Below are 17,749 nucleotides of genomic sequence, written 5' to 3' on the forward strand. Positions count from 1 at the left end.
AGCCTTCTACACACACGCCAGTTGCTTGATTGAGGCTGATCTTTGGCAGAAGGTGTTAAACGATCAATTAATATCCACAGCCAAATCGGCACGGTGGTTGGATTTATTCACGCATTCCTAAAGTAAGTCCTGCAACACCGGAATGAGCGGCTCGTCGGCGGGCGGCATGGGGTAGTCGCGCAATGCCTGCGGCTTCACCCACTTGATGGCCTGGCCCTCTTTCCCATGCGGGATCCCCTCGTATCGCCGGCACACATAGAGCGGCATCAGCAGATGGAATTTGTCGTACGTATGGCTGGCAAAGCTGAGTGGCGCCAGACAGGCGATCTTGGTGGAGATGCCGAGTTCCTCGTGCAGTTCACGCACCAGCGTTTCCTCCGGCGTTTCGCCAGGCTCGACCTTGCCGCCCGGGAACTCCCACAGACCCGCGAGCGATTTTCCCTCGGGGCGTTGCGCCAGGAGGATCCGGCCGTCGGAATCGATCAGTGCGCAGGCGACGACGAGCAGGATGCTTCGCGAAGCCTCGCTCATTGCGACATCTCCCGTCGCCAGTAGGAGTAGCGATAGGCCTCCTGGAAGCCCAGGCGTTCGTAGAGTGCCAGCGCCGGTGCGTTGTTCGCCTTGACCTGCAGCCAGGCGGAACGCGCACTGCGCATGCGCGCCCAACGCAACGCCGACGTCAGAATCTCCAGTCCAAGCCCTTCGCGGCGGCGGGCTTCGGCGACCGAAAGCGACATGATGCCTGCGAGATCGTTGTCCTGAACGCAAAGAACGGTTGCCAGAGGTCCTGTCTGCGGATCCTCGATCATGAAGAGACCCGACGGCGGCTTGATCGCGTTGATGACCTCGGCAAGTGCTGGCTTCAACTTGGGCGAAACCTGGTCGGTCGCCAGATTGGCATCCACGAAGCGGCCGATATCGTGCGTCGGAAGGTGATCGAGCGTATCCGGCAGATCCGCATGCGCAAGGTCGCAGGTCATGACAATCGTTTCGTCGAAGTGCGTCCACTGCTCGGCCCTGACGAGATCGACCAGCACGGGCGATGCGAGAGGCGTCTGGCGAAGGACGGCCGGGCGGCCATAGTCCTCGAACTTACGGCTGGCCTTGGCGAGGCGAATTTCGACGTCGCGATGATCCGAGGGATCGAGCGGCACTATGGAATTCAGCCTGTTAGACGGGTGTCCGGCCGTCAACCGCACCTGCCAGCTGCCGTCATACTGTACGGATGAAGCCGGCCAAGCCCGGAACCCGACGGCCTCGAGCCTGCGAACCAGTGGAAGATTTGCGTTCTTGGGTAATGCTTCGGTCAATGGTCGATCAGCTCCGATAGTCACCGTTGATGGCGACATACTCCTTTGTGAGGTCGCAGGTCCAGACTGTTGCCTTACCGCTGCCGAGGCCGATCTCGACTTTCACCGGAATGTCCTGATTTTTCATCACGTTGGAGGCCGCTTGCTCCGAATAGCCGGCGTCACGCTCGCCATTGACGGCAACACGCACATCGCCGAACCAGATGGCGAGGCGATCGCGGTCTGCCATTTCGCCTGATTTGCCCACAGCCATGACGATCCGGCCCCAGTTGGCATCCTCGCCAGCTGCCGCCGTCTTGACCAGTGGCGAATTGGCAATCGAGAGCGCGATTTTCTTGGCGGCGGCATCGCTTTCCGCGCCTGTTACCGTGATCTCGAGCATCTTGGTGGCACCCTCGCCGTCACGGACGACCTGTAGCGCGAGATCCCTGAGGAGATCGTTCAGCGCAGCGCGAAACGCGGAAAGGCGTGGATCGTCCGCACGCTCCACTCGGGCCTGCCCGTCTTCGGCGGCAACCCCTGTCGCAAAAAGCATCAGCGTGTCGGATGTCGAGGTGTCGCTATCGACCGTCATCGAATTGAACGTCGGATCGACGCCGTCCGACAACAGCGACTGCAGGGCAGCAGGCGCGATATCGGCGTCTGTGACCACAAAGGAGAGCATTGTCGCCATATCGGGCGCGATCATTCCTGCGCCCTTGGCAATGCCGTTGATCGTGACCGTCACGCCGCCGATCTCGGCACTGCGTGTCGAAACCTTCGGATAGGTATCGGTCGTCATGATTGCCTTGGCGGCTTCGAACCAGAAATCGCCCGTCGCGTCAGTGTAAAGCGTGTCGAGCACACCAGCGAACTTCGTGGCGTCAAGCGGCTCGCCGATAACACCGGTGGAGGCAAGATAGACTTCGCTCTCGGCGCAGCCAACGGCGGCGGCAGCGGACCTCGCCGTCAAAGCGGTCGCCTCGCGACCCTTGACGCCCGTAAAGGCGTTGGCGTTGCCGGAATTCACGACGACTGCGCGCGCCGCGCCGTGTGATAGGTTGGCGCGGCAGAAATCGACAGGGGCGGAGGGGCATTTCGAGCGGGTGAAGACCCCGGCAACCGCCGCCGGCTTGTCGAAAACCATCATCAGAACATCGGTTCTGTTCTTATACTTGATTCCCGCGGAAGCGGTCGCCATGCGAACGCCGCGCACGGCAGGCATGGCGGCAAAGGATTTCGGAGCGAGCGGAGAAACGGAACCGGACATGATGATCGACCTGGCTATAAGCATTCCCGGGCGAAGTCGAAACCGGTTCGCCGTCAGGAGATGCGACAACAGAAGATAGTGAAGGGCCCGGAAGAACCGGGCCCTGGACGGATATTACTGCTGCGGCTGCGCTGTGGGCGCATCGCCCGGCTGCGGCTGCTTGTTGGCATCCTCGTAACCCTTCCGAAGGGCTTCGTCCGTGATGTCGACCTTGGACTTCTCCTTCGCGGCGGCGAGAAGGGCAAGATACTTGTCGCGCATGACGAGCTGACGAACCTGATCCTTGACCTGGTCGTATGCCGGCGGCGGCGCGTCCCGCTTGTCCTCGACCTTGATGACGTGATAGCCGAAGTCGGTCTTCACCGGGGTCTTGGAGTAGGTGCCCTTGTCCAGCGTGAAGGCCGCATCCTCGAATTCCTTGACCATGCGGCCCTTGGTGAAATAGCCGAGATCGCCGCCGTCCGCCTTGTTCGGGTCGGTGGACTTTTCCTTGGCGAGTTCAGCGAAATCCTTGCCGGCGTCGAGCTGTTTGATGACGTCCTTGGCTTCATCCTCGGTCTTCACCAGGATGTGGCGGGCGTGCACTTCTTCCTGCTTCGGCAGGGCAGCGACTTCCTTGTCGTAGCGAGCCTTCACTTCGTCGTCGGTGACGGTATCGACGACGTGCTTCTTGAAGTAGGCGTTGTGAAGCTCGCGGTCGGCGAGATACTGCATGCGCTTCTTGAATTCGGCGGACTGGTCGAGCTTCTCGGCGGCAGCATCCTTGGCGAGCAGCTTGACGTCGATCGCCGCGGACAAGGCTGCGACCTTCTTCTGGTCGTCGGGAAGCTGTGCGAGCTGCGGGTCGAGGTTGGCGACAGCCAGATCCAGCTCGGACTGATGAATTTCGACATCGCCGACCTTGGCGACCACGGCATCCGGCTTGTCTTCAGCGCGGACCGGTGCCTGAAACGCAACAAATGTTGCGAACGCCATCACGGCAATTTTGTTGTAGTTCAACATCAAATAACCCTTCACAGTTACACCACCGGCTTCAACTTCGTGAATCCAGCCTGAAACAGCCATCAACACCGGAATGTGGCCTTTCTATATCAGCCAAATCCGTTGACATCATTCGACCCCCCTCTTATCTGTCACGCAACCTCGCGTCCAGAACAGTTTCCTGGCGTTTCGAGACGTGCGCCTGAATTTCGGCCGGGCCGCGGATAAGAAAAGCCGGGGAAGTATATTGAGAAAGGACCAGTCATATGGTCAGCTTTGGCGGTATAGCCCGCAAAATATTTGGCTCTGCCAATGATCGCCGCGTGCGGTCCTTCCAGCCGAACGTCGCCGCAATCAATGCGATTGAAGAAAAGACCAGGGCGCTGTCCGACGAGCAGCTCGCTGCCCAGACGGTCGAGTTCCGCAAGCTGTTGGCGGAAGGCAAGACGCTGGACGATATCCTCGTCCCGGCATTTGCAGTCGCTCGCGAGGCTTCGCGCCGCGTTCTCGGCATGCGACCTTTTGACGTACAGCTGGTCGGCGGAATGATCCTGCATTCGAACGCGATCTCAGAGATGAAGACCGGCGAAGGCAAGACGCTTGTTGCGACGCTACCGGTTTACCTCAACGCGCTGTCCGGAAAAGGTGTGCACGTCGTCACTGTCAACGACTACCTCGCACAGCGTGACGCTGCAACGATGGGCCGCGTCTACGGCTTCCTCGGCCTGACCACAGGCGTTATCGTCCACGGTCTCTCCGACGAGGAACGCGCCGCCGCATACGCTTGCGACGTCACTTACGCGACCAATAACGAGCTCGGCTTCGATTATCTGCGCGATAACATGAAGTACGAGAAGAACCAGATGGTCCAGCGCGGCCACAACTTCGCGATCGTCGACGAAGTGGACTCGATCCTGGTGGACGAAGCGCGCACGCCGCTGATCATCTCCGGTCCCCTGGACGATCGTTCCGATCTCTACAACACGATCGATGCCTATATCCCGCTTCTCAGCGAAGGCGACTACGAAATCGACGAGAAGCAGCGGTCCGCCAACTTCTCGGAAGAAGGCACCGAGAAGCTGGAAAACCTGCTGCGCGAAGCTGGACTGCTCAAGGGCACCGGGCTTTACGACATCGAGAACGTCGCTATCGTCCACCACGTCAACAACGCGCTGAAGGCCCACAAGCTGTTCCAGCGCGACAAGGACTACATCGTCCGCAACGACGAAATCGTCATCATCGACGAATTCACCGGCCGCATGATGCCGGGCCGTCGCTATTCGGAAGGCCAGCACCAGGCCCTGGAAGCCAAGGAACACGTGAAGATCCAGCCGGAAAACCAGACGCTGGCGCAGATCACCTTCCAGAACTACTTCCGCATGTACGACAAGCTCGGCGGCATGACCGGCACGGCGCAGACGGAAGCCGAAGAGTTCGGCAACATCTACGGCCTCGACGTCATCGAAGTGCCAACCAACCTGCCGATCCAGCGTATCGATGAGGACGACGAGGTCTACCGGACCTTCGACGAGAAGTTCAAGGCGATTATTGCCGAGATTGCCGAGGCCCAGAAGCGCGGCCAGCCGGTTCTCGTCGGCACCACGTCGATCGAAAAGTCGGAATTGCTCGCCGAGATGATGCGCAAGCAGGGCTTCACGAACTTCCAGGTTCTGAACGCACGCTACCACGAACAGGAAGCCTATATCGTCGCCCAGGCCGGCGTGCCCGGCTCGGTGACGATCGCCACCAACATGGCGGGTCGTGGTACCGACATCCAGCTCGGCGGCAACCTCGACATGCGTATCGAACGCGAGCTCGGCGACGTCGAGCCCGGCCCCGAGCGTGACGCCAGGATCGCCGCGATCGTCGAGGAAATCAAGGAACTGAAGCAGAAGGCGATTTCCGCCGGTGGCCTTTACGTCATTGCGACCGAACGCCACGAAAGCCGCCGCATCGACAACCAGCTGCGCGGTCGTTCGGGCCGTCAGGGCGACCCGGGGCGTTCGAAGTTTTACCTGTCGCTTCAGGACGACCTGATGCGCATCTTCGGCTCCGACCGCATGGACAGCATGCTGACCAAGCTGGGTCTCAAGGAGGGCGAAGCCATCGTCCACCCCTGGATCAACAAGGCTCTGGAGCGCGCTCAGAAGAAGGTCGAAGCCCGCAACTTCGACATCCGCAAGAACCTGCTCAAGTATGACGACGTTCTGAACGACCAACGCAAGGTGGTCTTCGAACAGCGTCTGGAGCTTATGGAATCGACCAATATCTCCGAGACCGTTTCGGACATGCGCCGGGAGGTGATCGAAGACCTCGTCGAGAAGCATATCCCCGAGCGCGCCTACGCCGAACAGTGGGATGCCGCCGGCCTGAAGGAACAGACGAACGCGCTGCTCAACCTCGACCTGCCCATCGAAGACTGGGTCAAGGAAGAAGGCATCGGCGAAGACGATATCCGCGAGCGCTTGACGCAAGCCGCAAACGCCCTCTTCACCGAAAAGTCGGAGCGTTTCGGCGACGACATCATGCACTATGTCGAGCGCTCCATCGTCATGCAGACGCTCGATGCCCTGTGGCGCGAGCACATCGTCAACCTCGACCATCTGCGCTCTGTGGTCGGCTTCCGCGGTTACGCACAGCGCGATCCGTTGCAGGAATACAAGTCGGAAGCGTTCGAGCTCTTCACATCGCTGCTCAACAACCTCCGCCAGGCCGTCACTGCCCAGCTGATGCGTGTTGAACTTGTGCAGCAGGCACCGGCCGAGCCGGAACCGCCATTGATGCAGGCCCACCACTTCGATCCGGATACCGGTGAAGACGACTTCGCGCCGATCTATCAGGCCTCGGAAGTTGTCGTCGCCCCGGAAAGCCGCAATCCGGATGACCCCTCTACATGGGGCAAGGTCGGCCGCAACGAAGTCTGTCCCTGCGGCTCGGGCAAGAAGTACAAGCATTGCCACGGCGCTTTCGAGCAGGTCTGATGCCAGCTGGATTGCTCTGAGATAGCCCAAGGCCCTCGCGACAGAGATGTTGCGAGGGCCTTTCGTTTCCAGTCTGCACCGGTTTTCACACAACTCCTGATATCTCATTCGGTACATCATTCAGCCGCAAAAGCGTCGCTTTGTTCGCCGAGCTTGCCGGCATCGTTGATTTGATTGCCGAGGGATTTCATGAGTACTGACACCTTAGCGGTACCCTATTTCAGCCAATGGGAAACGCCGGCGATGACGATGCCGGTGGTCACGCAAGGCGCATCGGCCCTCCTTGGCGATCCACTCTGGCGGGAATCCGGAGCAGCGACGGTCGAGGAATACGCGCGCTGGGCCAGCAACATCTGCGGCATGGCGTGCCTTAAGATGGTCCTGGCCGCACGCGGCGACATTCACCGAACCATCGACCTGGCCAGAGCATGCACCGCCTTCGGCGGCTACGTTGTCAATGAAGCCGACCGTTCCATCAAGGGCCTGATCTACGCACCATTCGTCACTTTCGTTGCCGAGACATTCGGCCTCAAGGCAGAGACGATCACCAATCTTCCGACAAGCGACATTCCGGCGCTGCTTCAGAGCAGGACGTACTTCATGGCGTCCGTAAACAGCCAGATTCGCTGGCCCGACCGAGAGCCGACGTCGAAAGGCGGGCACCTCGTCCTGGTAACGGCTGCAAGCTCGCAAACCATTCGTTTTCACAACCCGTCCGGTCACGACCTGAGCAGCCAGGCCAATGTCGCCTTGCCGGTACCGAACTTCGACCGCTTCTTCGCCAATCGCGGTATCGCCATAACATTCTGAGCATCAAGACCGGGAAAGATTGAGGGGACTATTCATGACAGGCACATTGCGGGACCCAAAGGCGAGCGACAGTAGGGATCGACCGGCAACAGCTCGACGGCGCGTGGCGGTTTTATTCGGCGGCCGCTCTCCGGAACACGATGTGTCGATCCTGTCGGCAACCAACGTCCTGACGGCACTCGAGCCGGAACGCTACGACGTGGTTCCGATCTACGTGACGAAGGACGGTCGCTGGACGATGGCGGATCCGACCACCGATCTGTCGTCTGCAGCAACAGCAGCGGGCGCGACCGAGCTTTGCCTGCTGCCGGGCGGCTTCGGTCGATTGATTGCCATCTCCGACGGCATGCCCGCATTTGAGCTGCCTCGCATCGACGTTCTGTTCCCGGTGCTGCACGGGATGCACGGCGAAGATGGCTCAATTCAGGGATTGGCGGAGGTCGCCCGCGTGCCACTCGCCGGCTGCGGCATACTGGGCTCGGCAACCGCCATCGACAAGGATATTGCCAAACGACTGCTGAGGGAGGCTGGCCTGCCGGTGGCAAGATCGGTCTGCATTCACACCGGCGACACACCATCCTTCGACGAGTTGGTGAATACGCTCGGCCTCCCGATCTTCATCAAGCCTGCCCGCCAAGGGTCCTCGGTTGGGGTCAGCAAGGTAACCAAGGCCGAGGACTTCGCGGCCGCGCTGGCGGAAGGCTTCAAGTACGACCGCAAGCTGCTTGCCGAGGAATTCGTTCGCGGACGGGAGATCGAATGCAGCGTGCTGGAGCATGCCGACGGCGGGATTTTCATCTCCCTGCCGGGCGGGGTCGCCCCCTCGGAAGGGCACGGCTTCTACAGCTATGAAGCGAAATATATCGATGAGAACGGCGCCGTTCTAAGGGTTCCGGCACAATTGCCGAAGGACGTCGAGGAGGAGATCAGGCAGGCCGCCGGGCTGGCATTCAAGGCGCTCGGCTGCGACGGCATGGCGCGGGTCGACTTTTTCCACACCGCCGACATGACGTTTGTCGTCAACGAACTCAACACAATCCCGGGTTTTACCGATATCAGCATGTACGCCAAGGCAATGGCCGCGAGCGGTGTCCGCTACTCCGAGATCGTTGACCGGTTGATCGACCATGCGCTCGCCCGCGGCAGCCGCTGACATCAGCGACATGGATCGATCCAACCGCTGCAACCTTTAAGCAAATAGACGCGGTCACAACCGTTTCTTAACGCTGTTCTGGCACTACTCGGAGCACGATTTGCCAGAGAGTTTTGCGTGTTCATGATGGCAGTCATCGAGACAGCTGAAAAGATGTTGCCTGCCGGGTTGCGCCCCTCGGGCGGCCGCGCGTTGCGCATGCTTGCGGAGCTTTTGACCGGGCGTGGCGAAAAGGCCGTTGCCCGGCGCATGGCGTTGACGGCATTCTCGATCCGGATAGTCAGCGCCGCGCTCGCCTTCGTCTCGCAGATCGCTCTCGCCCGCCTGATGGGCGAATACGAATACGGGATCTTCGTTTTCGTCTGGGTTCTGATCGTTGTCTTCGGCGACCTGTCCTGCCTCGGCTTCCACACCGCCATCGTCCGGTTCCTGCCGCACTACAAAGCTGCCGGCGCCCTTGCGGAAATTCGCGGGCTGACCGGAACCGCACGCATCTTCGGGCTACTGTCGGGAACCGCCATGCTTGCCGTCGGCATGATCGCGCTGCACCTCTTCGGCGACAGGATCCACGCCTACTACGTCGTTCCGATCTTCCTTGGCCTTCTCGCCATGCCGATGATTGCGCTCGGCGACATCCTGGAAGGCACGTCGCGCGCCAACCACTGGCCGGTCATGGCACTCGGCCCGGCCTACATCATCCGCCCGGTTCTGATCATTCTCTTCATGCTGGCCGCAATCGGCCTCGGTGCGCCTCATACGGCAGTGACCGCCATGCAGGCGGCGCTCGTCGCCACCTATGTGACGGCATTGGGGCAGTATGTAGCGACCCTGGTGCGCCTTCGCCGCCACTATCACGCAGGCCCGCGCAAGATCGATTTTCTCGGCTGGCTGAGCGTGGCCTTTCCGATGTTCCTGATCGAAGGGGTTAGCTTCCTGCTGACGAACTCCGACGTTGTCGTGGTCGGCATTTTCCTGGAGCCTCACGATGTCGCGATCTACTTCGCCGCCGCCAAGACGATGTCGCTGGTTCACTTCATAAATTTTTCCGTCAAGGCCGCCTCCGGCCCGCGTTTTTCCAGCATCATCGCCGGGGGCCCGCGCTCCGAACTGGCTGCAGCCGCGATCGACGCCGCCAGATGGACGTTCTGGCCGGCGCTGGCCGTCGGGCTAGTGGTCCTCGCCGCCGGGCACCTCCTGCTGTCGCTGTTCGGCGGCGCTTTCACAGCCGGCTACATTCTGATGGCCATCCTGCTTGCCGGTATCCTCGCCAAGGCGCTGGTGGGGCCAGCCGAGACGCTGCTGATGATGGCCGGCAAGCAGAACATCTGCGCCTTGCTCTACGCCGGCGCCCTGGCGGCGAGCATTAGCCTGAACGTGCTCCTCATTCCGCGCTTCGGTATAGAGGGGGCAGCGGTCGCGACCGCGACGGCCATGGGCGTCGAAGCTATGCTCCTGCATCTTGCCGTCCGCCGCACGCTCGGCATCGCCCTCTTCGCTTTCGCCAATTCGGCCAAAACGCGCAAAGACATGGAAGCCTGACAGAATGGTACGCCATCCCCCCGCTACCCAGACGACAGATGCGACCGCCAACCGGATGGTTCACGAACTTGCGGCGTTGGATTTCGATACGCCGCAGGCCGAAGCACGCATCGACATCGGAAGACCCGGTCGCGAACTTTGCGTGTATTCCGGCAAGCTCGGATACGAGCTTCAGGATGAACTGGACTTTCTCTCCAACCGCGCGCTGGAGCCCAACGTCTTTTTCACCGGCCGTTTCCTTGCGCCGGCAATGCCGCGGCTGGATGATCGGCAGGTCAACTTTGCCCTGCTGCGCGACCGGAGCGATGGCCGTAGCCGCCTGCGTGTCCTGATGCCTTTCTCCGTGGAGAAACCCGGATTTGCCGTCGGCCCGTCCATCATCCGTGTCTGGTCGAACAGCTTCGCGCCGCTGGGCACACCTCTGATCGACACGGAAGACGCTGCCGAGACGCTCGACAATCTGCTTGAAGGGCTGATCGCGGGCGATCTGCGGCTGCCGCGCATCCTGGTCCTGCCCGATTTGCGGCTGAACGGCATCTTCGCGCGCATGGCGCGCGCAGTCGCCATCAGCCGCAACCTGCCGATCACAATCACAAATTCCTATCAGCGGCCGATGCTGCAGAGCGACGAGGATGCCGCAGTCTATCTTGGCAAGGCCGTCTCCTCCTCCCACATGCGCGAGATGCGCAGGCAGTGGCGGCTGTTGGCGGAGAAGGGCGCGGTTGCCTACAGCGTCGCGCGTCAACCACACGACATCCACAAGCGCTTCGAGGAGTTTCTTGCGCTCGAGGGCGGTGGCTGGAAAGGCAAGAGGCGGAGCGCGCTCGTCACCGACCGCTATCACACCGCCTTTGCCCGCGAGGCCATCTCCAATCTCGCAGCCGTTGATGCGGTGCGTATACACAGCATCGATTTCAACGGCCAGGCAATCGCCTCAACGGTGGTGCTGATGATGGGCGGCGAGGCTTACACGTGGAAGACCGCCTATGACGAGACCTATGCACGATATTCGCCAGGCAAGCTGCTGATGGGAGAGCTGACGGAATGGCATCTCGATGACGCCAACATCGTACGCTCCGATTCCTGCGCCGTCCCAGATCATCCGGTCATGAGCCGTTTCTGGCGAGAGCGTGAAGACATGGGCACGTTGGTGATTGGCCTGTCACAAAACGGCGACCGCGATGTGCGCCAGGTCGCAGCCCAGCTTCACATGTACAGCAGCACCCGCAATGTCGCGAAGATGCTGCGCCAGAAAATCATATCGCTTGCAAAGCGGGGATAGCAGCTTCGGCGGCGGCCCGCTCCCGCAGCAGGCGGCGGATCACCTTGCCTGATGTCGTCAGCGGCAGCTCGTCGACGAATTCGACCTCGCGCGGATACTCGTGCATCGAAAGCCGCATTTTCACCCAGTCGCTGATATCGGCGGCAAGCCCTGCGCTCGCTTCAATGCCCGGCACCAGAACGACATAGGCCTTGACGATCTCCGTGCGGAGCCGGTCCGGCTTGCCGACAGCGGCAGCTAGCTGCACAGCCGGGTGCCCGCTCAGGCAGTCCTCGATCTCTGCGGGCCCGATCCGGTATCCGGAGGACGTGATGACGTCGTCGTCGCGGCCGAGAAAGGTAATATACCCCTCGCCGTCCTGCTGGCCGATATCACCGGTCACCAGCCAGTCGTCGACAAACTTGCGCTCCGTCGCTGCAGGATCGTTCCAGTAGCCGAGAAACATCACCGGATCAGGGCGCTTGATCGCAATCTGGCCTGCCTCGCCGGCGACCAGCTCTTCGCCGCTGCCATTTACGACGGCAACGCGGTGGCCCGGCACCGGCCGGCCGATGGCGCCCGCTTTGCTGACACCCATGGCAGCGCTCGATGACAGAACAAAATTGCACTCGGTCTGGCCGTAAAACTCGTTGACCTCTATGCCGAGCGTACGCCTGACCCAATCGTAGGTCTCCGCGCCGAGCGACTCACCGGCAGCACCAATCGTCCGGAGCACAAGATCGTATTTGGTGAAGGGATCGGGCACTGCCTTCATGAGCCGAAGTGCTGTCGGCGGAATGAAGCCGTTGCGCACCTTCATCTCTGCCATGATGCGATAGGCCATGTCGGGATCGAACTTCTGCGCCGGCGACGAGACCACCGGCACGCCAAGCAAAAGGCTGGGCAGCAGCGCGTTCAGCAAACCACCCGCCCAGGCCCAGTCCGACGGGGTCCACATCTTGTCGCCAGGCTGCGGAAACCGCTCATGCGCAAACTGCATACCCGGAATGTGGCCGGCCAGAACCCTATGACCGTGCAACGCGCCTTTCGGCGGCCCTGTTGTGCCTGAGGTGAAGATCATCAACGCCGGCTCGTCCGGTCCGGTCGCCGCAACCTCGAAAACAGGCGGATAAGCTTCCACCAGCCCGGCGAAGGACACCGCATCGCCAGCGTCGTCGACACTGATGACGGACACCAGATCGGGCAGCCGCTCTCTGATCTGCCGAATTCGCTCGAGCCCGAAGCCATTGGTGATCACAGCCGCGACACCGGCAATCCTGAGCCGATATTCCAGCGCCTCGACGCCGAACAGCAGCGCAAGCGGCACCGCGATTGCTCCCATCTTGTAGATCGCCACATGCGCGATCACAGTCTCGAACGATTGCGGCAGAAGCAATGCGATGCGGTCGCCGCGCTTGAAACCGGAGAAGACAAGCGCATTGGCAAGCGACGAGGAGCGGGCAGCGAGCTCGCCGTACGTCATAGAAAGGTGGTTGCCATGCGGACTGAAATGCTCAAGGCAGATGCGGTCCGGCGAACGTTCGGCCCAATCATCGCTGACGGCCCGGCCGATGTTGAAATCCTCCGGTACGGTCCAGGCAAAATCGCGATAGAGATCGTCATAGCGATCGCGCGGCGGCAGTTTCATGAGCAAAGTCCGATTATGTTGCACCAGCTAACACCTTGTGCGCCGCGCGCGCAAGCGCACGCCGGACCCCGGCTACGCCGAAGCGCCAAACATTCTTCGACCGAAGGCTGACATTTTCGGCATTGCCGCCCTAGATCAAGAGAAGCGCGGGGGTGGCGATCGTGACGGAGCAATTTCATGGACTATGTGAAACTTGGCGGCACCGGCCTGGAGGTTTCGAAGATCTGCTTGGGCTGCATGACATTCGGCGAGCCGGACCGGGGCAACCATAGCTGGACACTCCGCGAGGAAGAGAGCCGCGTCCTGATCAGGCAGGCGATCGACCTCGGCATCAATTTCCTAGATACGGCCAACACCTATTCCGACGGCTCCTCGGAAGAGATTGTCGGCCGCGCGATCAGGGACTTTGCCAGGCGCGACGATATCGTGCTCGCCACCAAGGTCTTCAACCGCATGCGGCCAGGGCCGAACGGCGCCGGCCTGTCGCGCAAGGCCATTTTTGACGAGATCGACAACAGCCTGCGGCGTTTGGGCACTGACTATGTCGACCTTTACCAGATCCACCGCTTCGACTATTCGACCCCGATAGAGGAGACGCTGGAAGCCCTGCATGATGTCGTGAAGGCAGGCAAGACCCGCTATATCGGCGCTTCTTCCATGTATGCCTGGCAGTTCGCCAAGATGGTTTACACGTCACGGGCCAATGGCTGGACCCCGTTCGTCAGCATGCAGGATCACCTCAATCTGCTCTACCGCGAGGAAGAGCGCGAAATGTTGCCTTTCTGCCAGGACGAAAAGATCGCCGTGATCCCGTGGAGCCCGCTCGCCCGTGGTCGTCTGACCCGGGCTTGGGACGAAAAGACAGCGCGCAGCGAGACCGACGAGTTCGGCAAGACCCTCTACCACCAGGCGGAAGGCGCCGACCGTACGATCATCGGTACCGTTGGCGAACTGGCGCAAAAGCACGGCGTCTCCCGGGCGCAGATCGCCACGGCCTGGATCTTGCAGAAAAGCGCTGTCACCGCGCCGATTATCGGTGCCTCCAAACCCGACCACCTGGTCGATGCCGCTGGCGCGCTCTCCGTCAAGCTCGCGCCCGAGGATGTTGCGGCACTGGAGGAACCCTATGTTCCTCATGGGATCGAGGGCTTCAAGTAACGCCAGACGGGTAGGGAAGCGCCTTTGTCGCAGCCGCCGACACGATCACGAACCGGTCACCGTTCAAGCTCCGCGATTGAGCCCTTCCCTCGAAGGATGTTGTCTATGATCGCCAATCCCTTTGAAGCCCGCCGCTTCCGTTCCAACGCTGCCGACTATACTCGTTACCCGGTCCCCATCCAGACCAGCTCATCGAACGCATTGTCGTGCGCGCCGGCTTGCACCGGGCGGCGTCTTGTCGATCTCGGCTGTGCAAGACCGGCAAACGCGCCAGAGAATCTCGGCCCCAGCACCGACGCCTTAGAGCGCGCTCTTCGCGCCGTGCTGGAGCTACTCTCACCCGATGACCGCTTCTCCGAAACCGTCGAAATCAGCGGCCTGATCGCCAGTCGCGGCTGAAGGGTCGCTGTTTTTTACCGGTGAGAGCGCATCCCGCGTGGTGAAAAGGAAGCTGTCGGAAAGCTCACGGCTTTCCACTGCGCGCGCCAGGATAACGGCCCCCATCATCGCCGACAGCGTCGTGAACCCCTTGTCTCGGCGCTCCTTGTCCGTACCGCCCGGGACGATCCCGGAGAGGATATCCACCAGCGCCGAAAGCCCGTCGTTGAACGTTTCGCGCACCGCACCGCGGCTGCGGCTCACCTCCTGCACGAGCGAGGCAAAAACGCAACTGCCGCCCGGATCGTCAACGCTGCAACGTGCGAGGTAGTGGTGGACCAACGCAGCGAGCGGCCGGTCCGGCGCGGCTGATATGATCTCTTTCCAGCGGATCTTGACCTTCTCGATCAGGGCGCGGCTGACCTCGAGCGCCAGATCCTCCTTGGATTCGAAATGCCCGTAAAAGCCGCCATGCGTCATTCCCGCGGCCTTCATGATTTCGGCAACGCCGATGCCGTCAAACCCTTTCTCGCGAAAGAGCACGCCGGCAACCTGCAGGATCTTCTCCCGGTTTTGGGCAAATTTCTCTCGGCTGACCCGCATTCGGTTCTCCGCAAAATAGCTGCTTGACAATTTATATGACGTCCATCATCAATAAGCAACAATTATGATGACCATCATCTAAAGGCCCATAATATCCTTTCCGACAACCCCCAAACGGAACAGCCCAATGGTCTCCACTGCACTTGCATCTTCGCTGGCACGGCGCAACATCCACTACGGATGGGTTGTCGTCGCGGCAACCTTTATCACCATGCTCGTCACAGCCGGCGCCATGGGCGCGCCTGGCGTGCTCATTAAGCCGCTACAGGATGAATTCGGCTGGGAGACGTCGCAGATCTCGTCGGCGCTGGCCGTGCGCCTGCTTCTTTTCGGCCTGATGGGCCCCTTTTCGGCGGCTTTCATGAACTATTTCGGCGTCCGCAAGGTCATCGTCTTCGCCATGATCATGATCGCCAGCGGCTTCATCGGCTCACTGTTCATGACCGAACTCTGGCAGCTGCTTCTCCTCTGGGGCGTCGTTGTCGGCCTGGGCACCGGCCTGACAGCCATGGTACTTGCCGCGACCGTTTCGGCCCGTTGGTTCACCAGGCACCGTGGTCTCGTCGTCGGCATGCTGTCGGCAAGTTCCGCGACCGGCCAGCTCGTCTTCCTGCCCTTCATGGCGGAATTGACCGAGCGCTACGGCTGGCGCGCAACCGTCTTCTTCGTTTGCGGCATGATCATGTTCGCGGCATTAGTGGTTCTCGGCTTCATGCGCGACCGTCCGTCCGATCTCAACCTGCCGTCCTTCGGCGAAGAGCATGTCACCCCGCCGCCGCCGGCGCAAACCGGCCTGCTCGCGATGCTCGCCACGCCGATCACCGTGCTCAGGGACGTGTCGAAGACCTCCACCTTCTGGATCCTCTTCGCCACCTTCTTCATCTGCGGCCTCAGCACCAACGGCCTGATCCAGACCCACTTCGTCACCCTCTGCGGCGATTTCGGCATCCTGCCGGTGGCAGCCGCCAGCGTGCTCGCCGTCATGGGCATCTTCGACTTCTTCGGCACCATTGGATCCGGCTGGCTTTCCGACCGCTTCGACAACCGCTGGCTGCTCTTCTGGTATTACGGCCTGCGCGGCTTGTCCCTGCTCTTCCTGCCCTTCAGCGATTTCAGCTTCTATGGCCTGTCGATCTTCGCTGTTTTCTACGGCCTCGACTGGATCGCCACCGTTCCGCCGACCGTGAAGATCGCAGCCGACCGCTTCGGCCGCGAAAAGGCGGGCATCGTCTTCGGCTGGATCTTCACCGGTCACCAGCTGGGCGCGGCTACCGCCGCCTATGGCGCTGGGCTGTCGCGCACGGAACTGTCGAGCTACCTGCCAGCCTTCTTCGTCGCCGGCGCTTTCTGCCTGCTCGCATCCGTTCTCGCGATCACGCTGAAGAAATCCGGCGTCGTCGCACCCGGCCCGGCCATCGCTCACTGAACCGCCGCTTCCGGCCGAATGCCTTCGGCCGGAACTCCATCAAATCAGCCCGATAACTTCACCCGCCGTCTTGCGCGCGCGGCCAAACGCATGTTAGACACCCGCCTCGTCGGTATCCGTTGCCCCATTGGCGGAATTGGTAGACGCGCTCGACTCAAAATCGAGTTTCGAAAGAAGTGCTGGTTCGACTCCGGCATGGGGCACCACCGACGAAAACCACATCAATTTTGAACAGTGGCCAAGGGCGATGCAACGACACCAAAGCGTGCTATGATCCACCGATGACCTACTCTCTAAGCGATCTGGAGTTGTCACGGAGGCGTGTGACGGAGGACAGGAAGCGTATCGCTTCGCTGGAGGCCTCTATTGACGGGACAAGGCTTCGTGGGGAGGCGAGTGGTTTGGCTCGAGGCCAGCTGATCGATCTAAACGAAACGCTGCGGTCCCATATATTCGAACACGACCTCATTGTGGCAATGATAAAGTCAGATCAATCGGCCGACATCCGGGGAGAGACGCTTAACCGCTGACGAACTGCTCGTCACACCCCGCAGCCAGCGCTCGGCAGCAGATTGCTGTTCGCAGCCATGGGAGCATTGCGAGGCACGGTAGCGACGTACATCACGTAGCGGTCGGCAGCATCGGCGAGCGCCATCGCAGACTCGCTTTCCCGCCAGCCGGCTTGGACGGCCCGGAGCACAAGCGCCCTGGCCGCCTGATCGAATACGCGGCGGCATTCGCCGCTGCGCAGCGCATCGTCGGCATCGAAGCTTGGTGCCTCAATGTCCATTCTTGCTTTCACGCGGCAGCCGCGCGGGACGTTTCCGAAGTCTCAGCGGAAGCCCCTGGATTGCATAGCGATGGAAAGGAGAAATCGAGCTCTTTCGCACCTGCACGAAAGTTCCGAAATGACGTTCGAGCTGCAAGGTGAGATCGGCGTGGCTTGTGACGCCTTCCTGGAACAGACGGATCAGGAGGTTGGCGGCAACGCCGGCCGAGCGAGGCCGCTCGAGGTCTTGGCCCGAGTATCCCGCCTCGGCAAGAATACCGTGCAGAAAGTCAAGATCGTCGCCTGAGAGGTGCTTTGTATCCACGTCGGAAGACATCAAGGTCCTCCTTTCGGTGTAGGGCTAGGGTTTGGTGACCCTCAACCAGCAGCGCCCGTAAAAGTGGCTGCTGAAGGACCGACAATGCGCCCGAACCCGCTACAAAGCAATTGAGTCGGGAAAAGAATGAAGAGCAGCGGAAACGA

The 17,749-nt window shown here is 61.0% G+C and carries 15 protein-coding genes and 1 tRNA gene; 8 read left to right on the forward strand and 8 right to left on the reverse strand.

The features are described from left to right. Window positions 1–117: 117 nt before the first annotated feature. The 4 genes from mutT to AC1D2R_RS29620 form a co-directional block, all read right to left on the reverse strand. Window positions 118–531 carry an 8-oxo-dGTP diphosphatase MutT gene (gene mutT, locus AC1D2R_RS29605; RefSeq protein ID WP_477973081.1) on the reverse strand — a complete coding sequence of 138 codons (414 nt, stop codon included), beginning with the start codon at window positions 529–531 and terminating at the stop codon, window positions 118–120. Continuing rightward, window positions 528–1,349, reverse strand: a complete 822-nt coding sequence (locus tag AC1D2R_RS29610) for a GNAT family N-acetyltransferase (protein WP_477973083.1) — start codon at window positions 1,347–1,349, stop codon at window positions 528–530. Before AC1D2R_RS29610 ends, mutT begins: the two co-directional genes overlap by 4 nt. After that, window positions 1,318–2,559: a bifunctional glutamate N-acetyltransferase/amino-acid acetyltransferase ArgJ gene (argJ, locus tag AC1D2R_RS29615; protein WP_477973085.1), complete on the reverse strand. Its 1,242-nt coding sequence runs from the start codon at window positions 2,557–2,559 to the stop codon at window positions 1,318–1,320. Before argJ ends, AC1D2R_RS29610 begins: the two co-directional genes overlap by 32 nt. A gap of 114 nt (window positions 2,560–2,673) precedes the next feature. Beyond that, window positions 2,674–3,561: a peptidylprolyl isomerase gene (locus AC1D2R_RS29620; protein WP_477973087.1), complete on the reverse strand. Its 888-nt coding sequence runs from the start codon at window positions 3,559–3,561 to the stop codon at window positions 2,674–2,676. 245 nt (window positions 3,562–3,806) lie between these two features. Here AC1D2R_RS29620 and secA point away from each other — a divergent pair, with 245 nt between their 5' ends. The 5 genes from secA (at window position 3,807) to AC1D2R_RS29645 (ending at window position 11,305) form a co-directional block, all read left to right on the forward strand. Next, window positions 3,807–6,521: a preprotein translocase subunit SecA gene (gene secA, locus AC1D2R_RS29625; protein ID WP_477973089.1), complete on the forward strand. Its 2,715-nt coding sequence runs from the start codon at window positions 3,807–3,809 to the stop codon at window positions 6,519–6,521. Between the two features lie 189 nt (window positions 6,522–6,710). Continuing rightward, window positions 6,711–7,331, forward strand: coding sequence for a C39 family peptidase (locus AC1D2R_RS29630; RefSeq protein WP_477973091.1), 621 nt, complete (start codon window positions 6,711–6,713; stop codon window positions 7,329–7,331). Window positions 7,332–7,365: 34 nt separating this feature from the next. Next, window positions 7,366–8,484, forward strand: a complete 1,119-nt coding sequence (locus AC1D2R_RS29635; RefSeq protein ID WP_477973093.1) for a D-alanine--D-alanine ligase family protein — start codon at window positions 7,366–7,368, stop codon at window positions 8,482–8,484. A 126-nt stretch (window positions 8,485–8,610) separates the two neighbouring features. Beyond that, entirely contained in the window at window positions 8,611–10,023 is a 1,413-nt protein-coding gene (locus tag AC1D2R_RS29640; RefSeq protein WP_477973129.1) for a lipopolysaccharide biosynthesis protein, read from the forward strand. Between the two features lie 4 nt (window positions 10,024–10,027). Then, the gene (locus AC1D2R_RS29645; RefSeq protein WP_477973094.1) at window positions 10,028–11,305 is read left to right on the forward strand and encodes a GNAT family N-acetyltransferase; all 1,278 of its coding nucleotides are present in this window, start codon (window positions 10,028–10,030) and stop codon (window positions 11,303–11,305) included. Here the strand turns inward: AC1D2R_RS29645 and AC1D2R_RS29650 are convergent. After that, complete coding sequence (locus tag AC1D2R_RS29650) at window positions 11,280–12,932, reverse strand: AMP-binding protein (protein ID WP_477973096.1); 1,653 nt, start codon at window positions 12,930–12,932, stop codon at window positions 11,280–11,282. The genes AC1D2R_RS29645 and AC1D2R_RS29650 overlap by 26 nt on opposite strands. A 177-nt stretch (window positions 12,933–13,109) precedes the next feature. Between AC1D2R_RS29650 and AC1D2R_RS29655 the strand changes: the two genes are divergently transcribed. Beyond that, entirely contained in the window at window positions 13,110–14,090 is a 981-nt protein-coding gene (locus AC1D2R_RS29655) for an aldo/keto reductase (protein ID WP_477973098.1), read from the forward strand. 336 nt (window positions 14,091–14,426) lie between these two features. On the opposite strand, the gene AC1D2R_RS29660 is transcribed toward AC1D2R_RS29655, so the two are convergent. Continuing rightward, window positions 14,427–15,071, reverse strand: coding sequence for a TetR/AcrR family transcriptional regulator (locus AC1D2R_RS29660; protein ID WP_477973100.1), 645 nt, complete (start codon window positions 15,069–15,071; stop codon window positions 14,427–14,429). Window positions 15,072–15,198: 127 nt separating this feature from the next. Here AC1D2R_RS29660 and AC1D2R_RS29665 point away from each other — a divergent pair, with 127 nt between their 5' ends. Together AC1D2R_RS29665 and AC1D2R_RS29670 are read left to right on the forward strand one after the other, a co-directional pair. After that, the gene (locus AC1D2R_RS29665; protein ID WP_477973102.1) at window positions 15,199–16,497 is read left to right on the forward strand and encodes an MFS transporter; all 1,299 of its coding nucleotides are present in this window, start codon (window positions 15,199–15,201) and stop codon (window positions 16,495–16,497) included. A 121-nt stretch (window positions 16,498–16,618) separates the two neighbouring features. Further along, window positions 16,619–16,703 (forward strand) — tRNA-Leu (locus AC1D2R_RS29670). A gap of 335 nt (window positions 16,704–17,038) precedes the next feature. On the opposite strand, the gene AC1D2R_RS29675 is transcribed toward AC1D2R_RS29670, so the two are convergent. Next, window positions 17,039–17,287: a hypothetical protein gene (locus AC1D2R_RS29675; protein ID WP_477973104.1), complete on the reverse strand. Its 249-nt coding sequence runs from the start codon at window positions 17,285–17,287 to the stop codon at window positions 17,039–17,041. Further along, window positions 17,277–17,603, reverse strand: coding sequence for a hypothetical protein (locus AC1D2R_RS29680; protein WP_477973106.1), 327 nt, complete (start codon window positions 17,601–17,603; stop codon window positions 17,277–17,279). The genes AC1D2R_RS29675 and AC1D2R_RS29680 overlap by 11 nt, the downstream gene beginning before the upstream one ends. Between the last annotated feature and the right edge of the window lie 146 nt (window positions 17,604–17,749).

This window comes from Rhizobium sp. P1_C7 (genome assembly GCF_056406295.1).

Coding starts and splice junctions, on each gene's coding strand:
- mutT (WP_477973081.1), bottom strand. CDS start 531: ATGAGCGAGGCTTCGCGAAGCATCCTGCTCGTCGTCGCCTGCGCACTG.
- AC1D2R_RS29610 (WP_477973083.1), bottom strand. CDS start 1,349: ATGTCGCCATCAACGGTGACTATCGGAGCTGATCGACCATTGACCGAA.
- argJ (WP_477973085.1), bottom strand. CDS start 2,559: ATGTCCGGTTCCGTTTCTCCGCTCGCTCCGAAATCCTTTGCCGCCATG.
- AC1D2R_RS29620 (WP_477973087.1), bottom strand. CDS start 3,561: ATGTTGAACTACAACAAAATTGCCGTGATGGCGTTCGCAACATTTGTT.
- secA (WP_477973089.1), top strand. CDS start 3,807: ATGGTCAGCTTTGGCGGTATAGCCCGCAAAATATTTGGCTCTGCCAAT.
- AC1D2R_RS29630 (WP_477973091.1), top strand. CDS start 6,711: ATGAGTACTGACACCTTAGCGGTACCCTATTTCAGCCAATGGGAAACG.
- AC1D2R_RS29635 (WP_477973093.1), top strand. CDS start 7,366: ATGACAGGCACATTGCGGGACCCAAAGGCGAGCGACAGTAGGGATCGA.
- AC1D2R_RS29640 (WP_477973129.1), top strand. CDS start 8,611: ATGGCAGTCATCGAGACAGCTGAAAAGATGTTGCCTGCCGGGTTGCGC.
- AC1D2R_RS29645 (WP_477973094.1), top strand. CDS start 10,028: ATGGTACGCCATCCCCCCGCTACCCAGACGACAGATGCGACCGCCAAC.
- AC1D2R_RS29650 (WP_477973096.1), bottom strand. CDS start 12,932: ATGAAACTGCCGCCGCGCGATCGCTATGACGATCTCTATCGCGATTTT.
- AC1D2R_RS29655 (WP_477973098.1), top strand. CDS start 13,110: ATGGACTATGTGAAACTTGGCGGCACCGGCCTGGAGGTTTCGAAGATC.
- AC1D2R_RS29660 (WP_477973100.1), bottom strand. CDS start 15,071: ATGCGGGTCAGCCGAGAGAAATTTGCCCAAAACCGGGAGAAGATCCTG.
- AC1D2R_RS29665 (WP_477973102.1), top strand. CDS start 15,199: ATGGTCTCCACTGCACTTGCATCTTCGCTGGCACGGCGCAACATCCAC.
- AC1D2R_RS29675 (WP_477973104.1), bottom strand. CDS start 17,287: ATGGACATTGAGGCACCAAGCTTCGATGCCGACGATGCGCTGCGCAGC.
- AC1D2R_RS29680 (WP_477973106.1), bottom strand. CDS start 17,603: ATGTCTTCCGACGTGGATACAAAGCACCTCTCAGGCGACGATCTTGAC.